The organism is Streptomyces sp. NPDC040410 (genome assembly GCF_055595715.1).
On the sequence record NZ_JBVIVK010000012.1, the window covers coordinates 181,279 to 194,495 of the forward strand.

Here is a 13,217-nt window from a genome sequence, read left to right on the forward strand (position 1 = left end):
TCAGTACGTGCCCACTTCGACCCGCGGCGGTCCGTCGTGCCAGGTGCAGAACAGCGACACCCGGTCCGCGCCCGAGGAGAACTCCACCCGGATCCACGACTCCGTCTTCCACACCTGCATCGACCAGCCCGATCCCGGCGTGGCCGACACCAGCGTCGCGGACGTCCTGCCGAGGTCGAAGACCACCCGGCCGCCGTCGGTGTCATAGCTCTTGACCCGGCCGGAGACGGTCGGCGAGGGGCCGGTGCTCGCGGTGGCGGTCCGCGAGGGCGTCGGAGTCGGCTTCCGGGACGGCTCGCTCGGCTTTCGCGACGGACTCTTCGACGAGGACGGCCGGTTCGTCGACGAGGCCAGCGGCTTCGACTCCTGCGTGGTCGCGTCGGCCGCCGTGATCGGCAGTGCGCGCGGCGGGTCGTACGCCGTGCCCGTCATCACCGTGTGGACGCCCCACCACGACAGCGTGACCGCCGCGCCCGTGGCGAGCGACCATGCCAGTACGTGTACGAGTCCTCTGCGCATCGCGGGCCATACTGCCTCACGCGTCCCACGGGGCGCACATGGTCGGAGTTATCCACAGGCCCGGCCGGGCCCGTCCGCATGGCGTACGGTGCCGCGCATGGCAAGTGTGCTCGTGGTCGAGGACGACCAGTTCGTACGCTCGGCGCTCATCCGGCATCTGACCGACGCCGCACACACGGTGCGCAGCGTCGGTACGGCGCTCGAGGCGCTGCGCGAGGTCGCCCATTTCCGCTTCGACGTCGTCATCCTGGACCTCGGACTGCCCGATCTGGACGGCTCCGAGGCCCTGAAGATGCTGCGCGGCATCACGGACGTCCCTGTGATCATCGCCACCGCGCGGGACGACGAGACGGAAGTCGTCCGGCTGTTGAACGCCGGAGCGGACGACTACCTCACCAAGCCCTTCTCCGTCGAGCACCTGTCGGCCCGGATGGCCGCCGTTCTGCGGCGGTCCCGCTCCCCCGCCGGGGACGTCCCGCCGTCCACCGTCATCCGCGTCGGCGGCCTGACCGTCGACCCGCTGCGCCGCCAGGCCGAACTGGACGGCGTACGGCTCGATCTCACCCGCCGTGAGTTCGACCTGCTCGCCTTCCTGGCCGGCCGGCCGAGTGTCGTCGTACCGCGCAAAGAGCTGCTCGCCGAGGTGTGGCAGCAGTCGTACGGCGACGACCAGACCATCGACGTCCATCTGTCGTGGCTGCGGCGGAAGCTGGGCGAGACGGCCGCGGCGCCGCGCTATCTGCACACCCTTCGGGGCGTCGGCGTGAAGCTGGAGCCGCCCGGAAGGGAGCCGTCGCGATGAGATGGGCACTGGTCAGGGTCTGCCTGGCGGTCACCGCGATGGTGGTGGTCGCCTTCGCGGTCCCGCTCGGACTCGTCATCAAGGAGATGGCCCGGGACCGCGCGTTCTCCAACGCCGAGCGGGAGGCCGCCGCCGTCGCCCCGGCGCTGTCCATCACCACCGAACGCGACCAGCTGGAGCGGGTCGTGGCCTCCGCGGGCTCCGACGCGGGGATGGCCGTGCACATTCCGGCGGGCGTGGGCGCGGCGGCCGTCGACCTCGGCCGGCAGCGAGCCGCCGACGAGGACATCGCGACCGTGCGGAAGCTGGGCCGCGCCTCCACCACCGCCGTGCCCGGCGGCTCCACGCTGCTCCAGCCGGTCGCGCTGAGCTCCGGCGAGATAGCGGTCGTCGAGGTGTACGTCCCCGAGGCCGAGGTCAGCAACGGCGTCGGCACGGCCTGGGCGGTGCTCGCCGCGGTCGGGGCCGCGCTCGTCGTTGGCTCGGTCGCCGTGGCCGACCGGCTGGGCGTGCGGATGGTGCAGCCCGCGCAGCGACTCGTCGAGGGCGCCCATGAGCTGGGGGAGGGGAAGCTGGGGGCCCGCGTACCGGAGGAGGGGCCGACCGAACTGCGGCTCGCGGCGGTGGCGTTCAACTCCATGGCCGACCAGGTCGTACAACTCCTCGCCAACGAGCGGGAGCTGGCGGCGGATCTGTCCCACCGGCTGCGTACACCGCTGACCGTGCTGCGGCTGAACGCGGCCTCGCTCGGCGACGGGCCGGCCGCCGACCAGACGCGGGCCGCCGTCGCCCAGTTGGAGCGCGAGGTCGACACCATCATCCGGACGGCCCGGGAGGCCAAGCCGCAGACCGCTGCCGCCGGTCCGGGAGCCGGGTGCGACGCGTCCGAAGTGGTCCGGGAACGGATGGGGTTCTGGTCCGCGCTCGCGGAGGACGAGGGCCGCAAGTGGCGGGTGGCCGGTGCGGACCGGCCGGTGCGGATACCCGTGGCCCGCACGGATCTGGCGGCCGCCCTGGACGCGCTGCTCGGCAACGTCTTCCGGCACACCCCGCAGGGCACGGCCTTCGCGGTCGACCTGCACAACGGCGAGGACGCGGTGATCGTGCTGGTGTCGGACGCGGGGCCCGGCATCCAGGACCCCGAGGCGGCCATGGCGCGGGGGCGGGGCTCCGGCAGCGACGGCTCGACCGGGCTCGGCCTGGACATCGTGCGCCGGCTCGCGGAGGAGACCGGCGGGGACGTGCGCATCGGGTCGTCCGTGCTCGGCGGAACCGAGGTGCGGATCTGGATCCAGCTGGACGGCAGAGAGCCGGTCCGGCGGGGGCATCGCGGGGCCGTGCGCCGCCGCCGACGCGGCAGATTGGTCTCTACCTTTAACCGCTCCCGATCCCTTCCTTAAGCGCACCCTAAGGTCCCCAACGCCCGTCCGGATCAAGCTATTTGCCCGATTCCGGATCGCTAGCGTGCTGCCGCATCCACCCCCCGGGAAGCCCTGGGGATTCCCCCGGGACCCCCGTGAACAGCGAAGGCAGGCACGCGATGAGCACGCACCGGCGCAAGGTCAGTGGCAGAGACAAGGCGATCGGAGGCCTGGTGGCCGCCGCCGTCGTGGGCGGCGGCGCCGTCCTGCTCACCGGCACCGCGCAGGCGGCCGGCGTCGGCGCCGCGTACACCAGGACCAGTGACTGGTCGAAGGGTTACACCGCGCAGTACGTCGTCACGAACAACAGCGGTGCGACCGAGAAGGACTGGACGCTGGAGTTCGACCTGCCCTCCGGGTCGAAGCTCGGCTCCCTCTGGAACGCCGAGTCGAGCGTCAGCGGGCAGCACGTCACCGTGAAGCCCGCGAAGTGGGACACCGACGGCCTGGCGCCCGGCAAGTCGGTCACCGTCGGCTTCGTCGTGAACGGCACCGGCAACCCGACCGGCTGTCTCATCGACGACGCGAAGTGCTCCGCGGACGGCGGCGCCACCCCCGAGCCGACCGGCCGCCCCACCCAGTCGCCCGCCCCTACGGCGACCCCCACGAAGACCTCCACCCCGACCCCCACCGCGACCGCGTCCCCCTCGGAGAGCACCGGCACCGGCACCCCCGCCACCGCCGGCTTCGCCCCGTACGTCGACACCTCCCTCTACCCGGCCTTCGACCTGGTCGCGAGCGCGAAGGCCACCGGCGTGAAGAACTACAACCTCGCCTTCATCACCGACGGCGGCGGCTGCACCCCGAAGTGGGGCGGTGTCACCGACCTCGCGAGCGACGGCGTGGCCTCCCAGATCGGCGCGCTGCGCGCCAAGGGCGGCGACATGCGCGTGTCCTTCGGCGGGGCCGCCGGATCCGAGCTGGCGACGACCTGCTCGTCCGCGGACGCGCTGGCGACGGCGTACGCCAAGGCGGTGGACGCCTACAAGCTCACCAAGGTCGACTTCGACGTCGAGGGCGGCGCGCTGCCGAACACGGCCGCGAACACCCGCCGCGCCCAGGCCATCGCCAGGCTCCAGCAGCAGCACCCGGGCCTCGACGTCTCCTTCACCCTCCCCGTCATGCCCGAGGGCCTGACACAGGACGGGGTGAACCTGCTCTCCAACGCCAAGTCCAACGGCGTGAAGATCAACACCGTCAACATCATGGCGATGGACTACGGGCCGGCGTACAGCGGCGACATGGGCACCTACGCCGTACAGGCGGCCACCGCCACGCAGGCCCAGGTCAGGAGTGTTCTCGGCCTGTCCGAAAGTGCCGCCTGGAAGACGGTCGCCATCACACCGATGATCGGTGTCAACGACGTCGCGTCCGAGATCTTCAAGGTGGACGACGCGTCCCAGCTGGTGGACCTCGCGAAGGCGAAGGGCCTGGGATGGCTGTCGATGTGGTCCTCGACCCGTGACAAGCAGTGCACCGGCGGCGCCAAGAACTCCGCGGACGCCACCTGCAGCTCCATCGTTCAGGAGGCGCACGCGTTCTCCAAGGCGTTCTCGGTCTACAAGTAGGACCTCGGCCGCTCACCGCCCGCCCGGGAGGCGCACAGCCACACGGCTGTGCGCCTCCTTCCGAGCCGGTCCGCACCACATCTGAGTAGGCCGCGCGAATCGAGGGCGCGGCACCTCCCTCCGCGTGCCGCGCCCCGTCCCCCGGTCCTGCCGGGTGCCGCTGGGCCGCCTACTCGACCGACGTCACCGCCGGAAGCGTCGCCGTGCGTGCCGCCTCGCCGTACCACCGCGCGCTCGACTTCGGGGTCCGGGCCAGCGTCGCGTAGTCGACGTACACCGCGCCGAAGCGCTTGCCGAAGCCATAGGCCCACTCGAAGTTGTCCAGCAGGGACCACAGGTAGTAGCCGCGGACGTCCGCGCCGTCGGCGATGGCGCGGCGCACCGCCGACAGGTGGCCGTGGAGGTAGGCGATGCGCTCCGGGTCGTGGACGCGGCCGTCGGGGTCGGGCTTGTCGTCGTAGGCCGCGCCGTTCTCCGTGACATACAGCGGCAGGCCCGGGGCCTCCCGCGTGTAGCGCATGATGAGTTCGTGCAGGCCCGTCGGGTCGATGGTCCAGCCCATCTCGGTGCGCTCGCCCGGCGTCTGGTGGAAGGCGACGTCGTCCGCGCCCGGCCAGGGGGAGTGCTCGCTGGCGCCGTGGCCGTCCGCGCGCGGGCGGTCGGCCTCCGGGTCGGCCGCCGACACGAGCGTCGGCGTGTAGTAGTTGAGGCCCAGCGCGTCCAGTGGCTGGTTGATCGCCTCCAGGTCGCCGTCGTGGACGTACGACCAGTCCGTGACCAGTTCCGTCGCGGCGAACAGCGTCTGCGGGTACGCACCGCGCAGCAGCGGGCCGTGGAAGACGCCGTTGGCCAGGTCGTCGATCCTGCGAGCGGCCGCGAGGTCCGCCGGGTCCTGGGAAAGCGGCCTGACCACCGACGAGTTGAGGCTCACCGCGACCGAGTTGCGGGCCGCCATGACCGACCGCAGGGCCGAACTGCCCAGGCCGTGCGCCAGGTTGAGGTGGTGGGCCGCCTTGAGCGAGGCCGCCGGGTCCGTACGGCCGGGAGCGTGCACCCCGGAGCCGTAGCCCAGGAACGCGCTGCACCACGGCTCGTTGAGAGTGATCCACTGCTCCACGCGGTCGCCGAGTGCCTCGCCGACGGTCTGCGCGTACTCGGCGAAGCGGTACGCCGTGTCCCGCTCCGGCCAGCCGCCCGCGTCCTCCAATTCCTGCGGCAGGTCCCAGTGGTAGAGGGTGACGGCCGGCTTGATGCCGTGCCCGAGCAGTTCGTCGACCAGGCGGCGGTAGAAGTCCAGGCCCACCTGGACGGCAGGGCCGCGGCCCGTGGGCTGGACCCGGGACCAGGAGACGGAGAAGCGGTAGGCGCTCAGGCCCAGCTCCGCCATCAGCGCTACGTCCTCGCGGTAGCGGTGGTAGTGGTCGACAGCGATGTCACCGGTGTCGCCGCCGGCGGTCTTTCCCGGCGTATGGCTGAAGGTGTCCCAGATGGACGGGGTGCGGCCGTCCTCCCGCACCGCGCCCTCGATCTGGTACGCGGAGGTCGCGGCGCCCCAGAGGAAGGCGGGAGGAAAGGCCACCGGGGTCACCGGCTGTACGGACTCAGGCATCAAAGCGCTCCCAAGGAGGTCGTGAAGACCGACGATTGAGGGGAGAGGGGAAGAGAGAAGAGAACAGGGGAGAGAAGGGGCCGAGGCGGCGCCGGCTCGGCCCCGTGGTCAGGGCTGCGGGAGGAGCCTCAGCCCTTGACGGCACCCTGCATGATGCCGCCCACGATCTGCTTGCCGAAGATCGCGAAGACGATCAGCAGCGGCAGTGTGCCGAGCAGCGCGCCCGCCATGATCAGGGACTGGTCGGGGGTGTACCCGCGACCCAGACCCGCGACCGCGACCTGCACGGTCGGACTGCCGTTCTGGCTCAGCACCAGGAACGGCCACAGGAAGTCGTTCCACGTCTGCACGAACATCAGCATGCCCAGGACCGCCATCGCGGGCCGGGCCGCCGGGAACACGATGTGCCACACCACGCGCCAGCTGTTCGCACCGTCCACCCGGGCCGCCTCGATCAGCTCGTCCGGCAGGGCCTGCAGCAGGTACTGCCGCATGAAGAACACTCCGAACGCACTCACCAGCGACGGCAGGATCACCGCCTGCAGCTGGTCGGACCAGTCGAGCTCGGCGACCATCATGTACAGCGGGATCACACTGAGCTGCGGCGGCACCATCATCGTGCCGATCACGATCAGCATCAGCGCGTTACGGCCCTTGAAGCGCAGCTTGGCGAATGCGAACCCGGCGATCGTCGACAGGACGACGATGGTCGCCGCCGACACACCCGCCACGAACGTGGTGTTGATGAACGCCTCGCCCAGACTGGCGTCGTTCCAGGCGATTTCGAGGTTGTCGAAGAGGTTCGAGCCGAACCAGAACGGCGGCGGGGTCTGCGCGAGCCGCTGGTTGTCGCGCGAGGCGGCGATCGCCGTCCACACCAGGGGGAACAGCGAACCGACGGTGAACAGGGCGAGGATCAGGTAGGCGACGGGCCCGGCGTGCAGCGTGCCGCCCGCGCGGGCCGCCTTGGGCGGCCTGGACCGCCTGGGCGGCTCGGGCGCCGCGTCGGCCGGGGGTTCCGTCAGGGTCGTCGTCACGGCCGGTTCTCCTTAACCACTGGCGCGCAGCCGGCGCGAGATGACGTAGTTGGCGATCCCGATCACGATGAGGATCAGGAACATCGTCCAGGCGATCGCCGAGGCACGGCCCAGGTGCTGGTTGACCCAGCCCTGCTCGTACAGGTACAGGCCGAGCGTCTGGAACTGGTGCTCCGCGCCGCCGGACGCGCCCTTGTTGGCGTCGAAGAGGAGCGGTTCGCCGAAGACCTGGCTGGCGCCGATCGTCGAGACGACGACCGTGAACAGGATCGTCGGCCGCAGCGACGGCAGCGTCACATGGAAGAACTGCTGCCAGCGGTTGGCGCCGTCGAGCGCCGCCGACTCGTACAGGTCCTGCGGGATCGCCTGCATCGCCGCGAGGTAGATCAGCGCGTTGTAGCCGGTCCACCGCCAGATGATGATCGACGACACGGCGATCTGCGAGGGCCACTTGTCGTTCTGCCAGTCGATCGCATCGATGCCGGCGAAGTGCAGCGCCCAGTTGATCATTCCGTAGTCGCGGCCGAAGAGCAGCACGAAGACCAGGGAGGCCGCGGCGATCGACGTCGCGTACGGCGCGAGCATCACGACGCGGTAGAACGTCGACGCGCGCAGCTTGTAGTTGAGGATGTGGGCGAGTCCCATCGCCGTCAGCAGCTGCGGAACGGTGGAGATGACGCCTATCGTCAGCGTGTTCTTCGCCGCGTTCCAGAAGAAGTCGTCGTCGAAGATCCGCGTGTAGTTCCGCAGGCCGGCCCACTCCATGTCGGTGGGCGCGGTCAGCTCGACCGTGTGCAGCGAGGCCCAGCCGGTGTAGATCAGCGGGAACAGGCCGAACGCGAGGAAGAGCAGGAAGAACGGGGAGACGAACGCGTACGGGCTCCAGCGCATGTCCCGCTGCCAGCGGCGGGAGAGCCGGGCCCGGCGGCGCCTGTCCGCGTCGGGCACGGCGTCGGCGGGCGGACGGCCCGGGGCCGCGCCCCCCTCCTTCACGGGGTGCGCGGCGGTGTCGTGCCGGGTGGCCATACCGGTCACTTCTCCAGGTTGTTGTCGATGGTCTTGGTGGCCGTGTTCCAGGCCTCGTCGGGCGACTTGCCCTTCGTGACCAGGATGACGCCGTTGTCCGTCAGGCCCTGCTGGATGATCTGGTCCTTCGGGCCGATGACCTGGACGGGGCTGGACCTGGCGGCCTCCGCGAAGATCTCGCCGATCGGGGCGTCACCGGTCATCTCGTTCTTGGCGCCGGTCACCTCGGGCGAGCTGTACGCGGCCTGCGCGCTCGGGAAGCTGCCCTGCACGGCGAACAGCTTGGCCTGCTGCTCGGGCGCGGTCAGCCAGGCGGCCAGCTCCGCGGCCTCCTTCACGTGCTTGCCGCTCTTCGGCACGGTCAGGAACGAGCCGCCCCAGTTGCCGGACTTGGGCGCGACGGCCACGTCCCACGTGCCCTTGGCGTCCGCCTTCGACTTGCCCTTGATGTAGCCGAGCATCCACGGCGGGCAGGCCATCGCCGCGAACCTGACGTTGGCGATCGTCTGGTCCCAGGCCGGCTGGAACTGCGTCTGGGCGCCGACCAGTCCGTCCTCGGCGGCCGTCGCGGTCAGGTCGAAGGCGCTCTTGACGGCAGGGTTCGTCTTGTAGACGACCTCGCCGGCGGAGTCGTAGAACTTCTCCTTCTCACTGCTCAGCACGGCGTTGAGCAGACCGCCGGGGGAGTCCATGAAGGTGGTGCCCTCGGGCGCCTTCGCCTTGTACTGCTTGCCGACGTCGATGAACTTGTTCCAGTCGCCGGCCCACAGCTTCCCGACGTCCTCGCGGTCGGTGGGCAGCCCGGCCTTCTTGAACAGGTCCTTGCGGTAGCAGATCGCCATCGGGCCGACATCGGTGCCGAGGCCGATCGTCTGGCCGTCCTTGGTGGTGGCCTGCTGCCACTTCCAGTCCAGGAAGCCGTTCTTGTCCACGCCCGAAACCTTGGAGAGGTCCTCGAGTTTGCCCGCCTGGGTGCTCACGACCTCGGCTATGTTGCCGACCTCGACGCCCTGGATGTCCTGCAGGCCGCTGTTGGTGGTGAGGTGGTTGACGAGCGCGGGGTAGTAGTTCTCGTTCCGCTCGGTGACGTTCTCGGCGATCTTGATGTTCGGGTGGGACTTCTCGTACTCGGCGTAGAGGCCGGCCTCCTTGAAGCCGAACGTGCCGAAAAGCCCCAGCGTGATCGTGGTCCTGCCGCTGCCGCCGCCCGACGGCGAGCCGTCGCCGTCGCCGTCGTCGGCACAGCCGGCCAGCAGCCCGGCGCCCAGCGACGCGACGGCCGCGAGGACCACCGCCTTGCGGGCGGTTCGGGTACGTGCTCGCATTGCGTCCTCCTGTTGCCCTGACGTGCCGACCCCCCGGCCAACTGCGTTGCTGGGCCCGTTGGTTATCGCTGCGGCTCGGGCGGGGAACGTGCGGGATGTGTATGTGTCAGGTACTGTGGGAGCGCTCCCATGAGTGATGTGTTGAAGAGTCGCCGCTTCGAGCGGGGGTGTCAAGGGTGCGGGCGCGGAGAGATGTGTTGAGTTGTCGGGCCGTTGACCGACCGCGGGGGACGGTGCCGACTCGGTCGAGGCCGGTGGTGTTCAGCCCGTCCGGCGTCCGGGGACGAGGCCCGTCCGGAGGCTGGACCGAGGGTCCGGGGGCTGCGGCTCCCGGCGGCGGTCACCGCAGCTGACGGGACTGTTAGATTCCAGGCCAGCCGTAAAGTGCGGGCTACAGGAGGCGGAGCCAATGGCAGGCCACGGAGCGCGGGGCCGGAGCGGAGGCCGGCCGACCTTGGAAGAGGTCGCCGCGCGTGCCGGTGTCGGGCGCGGGACGGTCTCCCGGGTGATCAACGGCTCGCCCAGGGTCAGCGACGCCACGCGCGCGGCGGTCGAGGCGGCGGTGGCGGAACTCGGCTACGTCCCGAACACTGCGGCACGGGCCCTCGCGGCCAACCGCACCGACGCGATCGCCCTCGTCGTCCCCGAGCCGGAGACCCGGTTCTTCGCGGAACCGTACTTCTCGGACATGCTCAAGGGCGTCGGAGCCGAGCTGTCGGACACGGAGATGCAGCTTCTGCTGATCTTCGCGGGCAGCGACAAGGAGCGCCGCCGCCTCGCCCAGTACCTCGCGGCCCACCGGGTCGACGGCGTCCTGCTGGTGTCCGTCCACGCCGACGACCCGCTGCCGGACCTGCTCGCCCAGCTGGAGATCCCGGCGGTGATCAGCGGCCCGAGGTCGGCCGCGGAGGCGCTGGCGTCGGTGGACTCCGACAACTACGGCGGCGCCCGCTCGGCGGTGGAGCACCTGCTGTCCCGCGGCCGCCGCGAGATCGCCCACATCACCGGACGGCTCGACGTGTACGGTGCCCAGCGGCGCGTCGACGGCTACCGCGACGCGCTGACCGAGGCGGGCCACAAGGTGGCCGAACAGCTCGTCGAACCGGGCGACTTCACCGAGGAGGGCGGCCGCCGCGCGATGGCCGCGCTGCTCGCCCGCCGCCCCTCCCTGGACGCGGTATTCGCGGGCTCGGACGTGATGGCGGCCGGCGCGCGTCAGGTACTGCGCGAGGCGGGCCGCCGTATCCCCGGCGACGTGGCCCTCGTCGGCTACGACGACTCGGCCATCGCCCGCCACATGGACCCGCCCCTGACGAGCGTCCGCCAGCCCATCGAGGAGATGGGCCGCCGCATGACCGGCCTCCTTCTGGCAGAGATCGCGGACCGCCGCCCGGCGGCGAGCCGGGGGCTGGAACGGCGGCAGGTGGTGCTGGCCACGAAGCTGGTGGAACGCGCGTCGTCGTGACGCGGTCATGGCCTGGGGAGGTTCGGGAGCCGGATCCCCGTCTCCAGCTCCACCCGGCTGGCGCCTAATGGACCGCGCGGGGGAAACGCGATCAGCCGGTGACCCTTGTCCGAAGGTCACCGGCTGACTACTCAGGGTGAGTGACGGGACTCGAACCCGCGGCATCCTGGACCACAACCAGGTGCTCTACCAGCTGAGCTACACCCACCATGACCGGCGGTTCGTCGCGTGGTTTCCCCGACCGGCTGAGAAAAAGTGTACAGGGTCCGAAGGGGTGCTCGCGCCAGGGTTTTGCGGCGCCCCTCCATGGCCCCTCGTGCGGCTACTGCGCAGGCAGGACGTGCTTGGCGGCGATCGTGCGGGCCGTGTCGGAGTCGGGTCCCGGCTGCGGTACGAAGATCGCCTCGCGGTAGTAGCGGAGCTCCGCGATGGACTCGCGGATGTCGGCGAGGGCGCGGTGGTTGCCGTTCTTCTCGGGGCTGTTGAAGTACGCCCGCGGGTACCAGCGCCGCGCCAGCTCCTTGACCGAGGAGACGTCGACGATCCGGTAGTGGAGGTAGTCCTCCAGCGTCGGCATGTCACGGAGGAGGAAACCGCGGTCGGTGCCCACCGAGTTGCCGCACAGCGGGGCCTTGCCCGGCTCCTTCACGTGTTCCCGTACATATGCCAGGACCTGCTCCTCGGCGTCCGCCAGCGTCGTGCCGCCGGACAGTTCGGTGAGCAGCCCGGACGCGGTGTGCATCTGACGCACCACCTCCGGCATCGTCTCCAGCGCCGAGTCGGGCGGACGGATGACGATGTCCACCCCCTCGCCGAGCACGTTCAGCTCGGAGTCGGTGACGAGGGCGGCCACCTCGATGAGCGCGTCGTCGGACAGCGAGAGGCCGGTCATCTCGCAGTCGATCCACACCATGCGATCGTTCATGCGACCACCCTAAGGCTGACATCCGCCGATGTGGTCCCCTGGCCTCGTCGGCAAAACGCCGGACGGGCTCGATGCCCGCCCGGCGTCACGAGGTACTCGTCCTCTCACGTACCGCTGCGCTGCCCCGGCAGGCTCGCCCGGCTCGCCAGGTACGCGTCCGGCAGCGACGCTCCCGCCCCCACCGCGCTCGCCGCCGCGGTGCGGCGGGACTGCAGCGGGACCGGACCGCCCTCCGGGTGCAGGGTGGGCGTCGGCCCCGCGGGGCCGAGGGAGGACGGTGCGCCGGCCGGGCCCGTGGCGCCCTCGCTGTCTGCCGGCCGCTCGCTCTGCGGCCTGCGGGCGCGGTACGCGGCCCGGTAGGCGGCCGGGGACGACCCGAGCTGGCGGCGGAAGTGGCCGCGCAGCGCCACCGGCGAGCGGAAGCCGCAGCGCCCCGCGACCTCGTCCACCGAGTAGTCCGACGTCTCCAAGAGGCGCTGGGCCTGCAGTACGCGCTGGGTGATCAGCCACTGCAGCGGTGCGCTTCCGGTCAGCGAGCGGAAACGGCGGTCGAACGTACGCCGGCTCATGTACGCGCGCGCCGCCAGCGTCTCCACGTCGAACTGCTCGTGGAGGTGTTCCAGTGCCCAGGCGACGACCTCCGCGAGGGGGTCGGCGCCGATCTCCTCAGGTAAAGACCTGTCGAGGTAGCGCTCCTGACCGCCGCTGCGGCGCGGCGGGACCACCAGGCGCCGGGCCAGGGCCCCTGCCGCCTCGTTGCCGTGGTCCGTCCGCACGATGTGGAGGCAGAGGTCGATCCCGGCCGCCGTGCCCGCCGACGTCAGGACGTCGCCGTCGTCGACGAACAGCTCTCTCGGATCCACGTGCACCGACGGATAGCGTTTCGCCAGCGTCGGCGCGTACATCCAGTGTGTGGTCGCGGGGCGGCCGTCCAGCAGGCCCGCCGCCGCCAGCACGAAGGCGCCGGTGCACAGCCCGACGATGCGGGCGCCTTCCTCGTGGGCCCGGCGCAGGGCGTCGAGCGCCTCCTCCGGCGGCGGCGAGGTGATCGAACGCCAGGCGGGCACGACGACGGTGCCCGCCCGCGAGATCGCCTCCAGGCCGTGCGGTGCGGTGAGTTCCAGGCCCCCTGTGGTCCGCAGCGGGCCTTCCTCGCCGCCGCACACGAGTAGTCGGTAGCGCGGCACGCCGGCGTCCTGGCGGTCGATGCCGAACACCGACAGCGGTATGGAACTCTCGAAGATGGGGCCGCCGCTGAACAGCAGCACCGCGACGATCTCCTTGCGGCGTCGCCCGGAAAGTTTCCGGGCCGCGTTTTCCGGCGCGGCAGTGGAGTCGTGGCTCATACTGCTAAGCCCCCCTCGGTGGTCGCGGCTCCTCGGTTGTGTCGCTCCTGCACGTTTCCCCTCGGTCCTGCACGAGTCCCCCGCCATAAGACAGTCAAGATCGAATCTACTGTGTCCCGTGGTGCCGGGGTGACAAGTTCAGCACCCGGCAGATTGTCGACATGGCAACTTGGC

Annotated in this window: 11 protein-coding genes and 1 tRNA gene; 4 read left to right on the forward strand and 8 right to left on the reverse strand. The window is 70.8% G+C overall.

Annotated features, from left to right (window positions below; translation table 11 throughout):
* A complete protein-coding gene (locus tag ACZ562_RS24095; RefSeq protein WP_471182637.1) occupies positions 1-519 on the reverse strand; it encodes a hypothetical protein in 519 nt (172 codons plus the stop codon).
* Positions 520-616: 97 nt separating this feature from the next.
* On the opposite strand from ACZ562_RS24095, the gene ACZ562_RS24100 reads away from it, so the two are divergent.
* From ACZ562_RS24100 to ACZ562_RS24110, 3 genes are all read left to right on the forward strand, one after another.
* A complete protein-coding gene (locus ACZ562_RS24100) occupies positions 617-1,321 on the forward strand; it encodes a response regulator transcription factor (protein ID WP_471182640.1) in 705 nt (234 codons plus the stop codon).
* Positions 1,318-2,721, forward strand: a complete 1,404-nt coding sequence (locus ACZ562_RS24105; protein WP_471182642.1) for a sensor histidine kinase — start codon at positions 1,318-1,320, stop codon at positions 2,719-2,721. The genes ACZ562_RS24100 and ACZ562_RS24105 overlap by 4 nt, the downstream gene beginning before the upstream one ends.
* Before the next feature lie 140 nt (positions 2,722-2,861).
* A complete protein-coding gene (locus ACZ562_RS24110) occupies positions 2,862-4,310 on the forward strand; it encodes a glycoside hydrolase family 18 protein (protein WP_471182645.1) in 1,449 nt (482 codons plus the stop codon).
* 169 nt (positions 4,311-4,479) lie between these two features.
* Here the strand turns inward: ACZ562_RS24110 and ACZ562_RS24115 are convergent, their stop codons facing one another.
* The 4 genes from ACZ562_RS24115 to ACZ562_RS24130 all read right to left on the reverse strand — a co-directional run bounded on the left by ACZ562_RS24115 (position 4,480) and on the right by ACZ562_RS24130 (position 9,307).
* On the reverse strand, positions 4,480-5,919 hold the full coding sequence (locus ACZ562_RS24115) for a GH1 family beta-glucosidase (RefSeq protein ID WP_471182648.1): 1,440 nt from the start codon (positions 5,917-5,919) through the stop codon (positions 4,480-4,482).
* Between the two features lie 128 nt (positions 5,920-6,047).
* Positions 6,048-6,956: a carbohydrate ABC transporter permease gene (locus tag ACZ562_RS24120; protein ID WP_471182651.1), complete on the reverse strand. Its 909-nt coding sequence runs from the start codon at positions 6,954-6,956 to the stop codon at positions 6,048-6,050.
* Positions 6,957-6,968: 12 nt separating this feature from the next.
* Positions 6,969-7,982: a carbohydrate ABC transporter permease gene (locus ACZ562_RS24125; protein WP_471182872.1), complete on the reverse strand. Its 1,014-nt coding sequence runs from the start codon at positions 7,980-7,982 to the stop codon at positions 6,969-6,971.
* A gap of 5 nt (positions 7,983-7,987) precedes the next feature.
* On the reverse strand, positions 7,988-9,307 hold the full coding sequence (locus ACZ562_RS24130; protein ID WP_471182653.1) for an ABC transporter substrate-binding protein: 1,320 nt from the start codon (positions 9,305-9,307) through the stop codon (positions 7,988-7,990).
* A gap of 409 nt (positions 9,308-9,716) precedes the next feature.
* On the opposite strand from ACZ562_RS24130, the gene ACZ562_RS24135 reads away from it, so the two are divergent.
* Positions 9,717-10,772, forward strand: coding sequence for a LacI family DNA-binding transcriptional regulator (locus tag ACZ562_RS24135; RefSeq protein ID WP_471182656.1), 1,056 nt, complete (start codon positions 9,717-9,719; stop codon positions 10,770-10,772).
* 135 nt (positions 10,773-10,907) lie between these two features.
* On the opposite strand, the gene ACZ562_RS24140 is transcribed toward ACZ562_RS24135, so the two are convergent.
* The 3 genes from ACZ562_RS24140 to ACZ562_RS24150 all read right to left on the reverse strand — a co-directional run bounded on the left by ACZ562_RS24140 (position 10,908) and on the right by ACZ562_RS24150 (position 13,043).
* Positions 10,908-10,980: transfer RNA gene (locus tag ACZ562_RS24140), tRNA-His, on the reverse strand.
* Between the two features lie 114 nt (positions 10,981-11,094).
* Positions 11,095-11,697: an oligoribonuclease gene (gene orn, locus ACZ562_RS24145; RefSeq protein ID WP_471182659.1), complete on the reverse strand. Its 603-nt coding sequence runs from the start codon at positions 11,695-11,697 to the stop codon at positions 11,095-11,097.
* 104 nt (positions 11,698-11,801) lie between these two features.
* Positions 11,802-13,043 carry a helix-turn-helix domain-containing protein gene (locus ACZ562_RS24150; RefSeq protein WP_471182662.1) on the reverse strand — a complete coding sequence of 414 codons (1,242 nt, stop codon included), beginning with the start codon at positions 13,041-13,043 and terminating at the stop codon, positions 11,802-11,804.
* Between the last annotated feature and the right edge of the window lie 174 nt (positions 13,044-13,217).

What these genes read in the sequence shown, in the direction of transcription:
- ACZ562_RS24105 (WP_471182642.1), top strand. Translation starts at nt 1,318, where the DNA reads ATGAGATGGGCACTGGTCAGGGTCTGCCTGGCGGTCACCGCGATGGTG.
- orn (WP_471182659.1), bottom strand. Translation starts at nt 11,697, where the DNA reads ATGAACGATCGCATGGTGTGGATCGACTGCGAGATGACCGGCCTCTCG.
- ACZ562_RS24110 (WP_471182645.1), top strand. Translation starts at nt 2,862, where the DNA reads ATGAGCACGCACCGGCGCAAGGTCAGTGGCAGAGACAAGGCGATCGGA.
- ACZ562_RS24125 (WP_471182872.1), bottom strand. Translation starts at nt 7,982, where the DNA reads ATGGCCACCCGGCACGACACCGCCGCGCACCCCGTGAAGGAGGGGGGC.
- ACZ562_RS24130 (WP_471182653.1), bottom strand. Translation starts at nt 9,307, where the DNA reads ATGCGAGCACGTACCCGAACCGCCCGCAAGGCGGTGGTCCTCGCGGCC.
- ACZ562_RS24095 (WP_471182637.1), bottom strand. Translation starts at nt 519, where the DNA reads ATGCGCAGAGGACTCGTACACGTACTGGCATGGTCGCTCGCCACGGGC.
- ACZ562_RS24135 (WP_471182656.1), top strand. Translation starts at nt 9,717, where the DNA reads ATGGCAGGCCACGGAGCGCGGGGCCGGAGCGGAGGCCGGCCGACCTTG.
- ACZ562_RS24115 (WP_471182648.1), bottom strand. Translation starts at nt 5,919, where the DNA reads ATGCCTGAGTCCGTACAGCCGGTGACCCCGGTGGCCTTTCCTCCCGCC.
- ACZ562_RS24150 (WP_471182662.1), bottom strand. Translation starts at nt 13,043, where the DNA reads ATGAGCCACGACTCCACTGCCGCGCCGGAAAACGCGGCCCGGAAACTT.
- ACZ562_RS24100 (WP_471182640.1), top strand. Translation starts at nt 617, where the DNA reads ATGGCAAGTGTGCTCGTGGTCGAGGACGACCAGTTCGTACGCTCGGCG.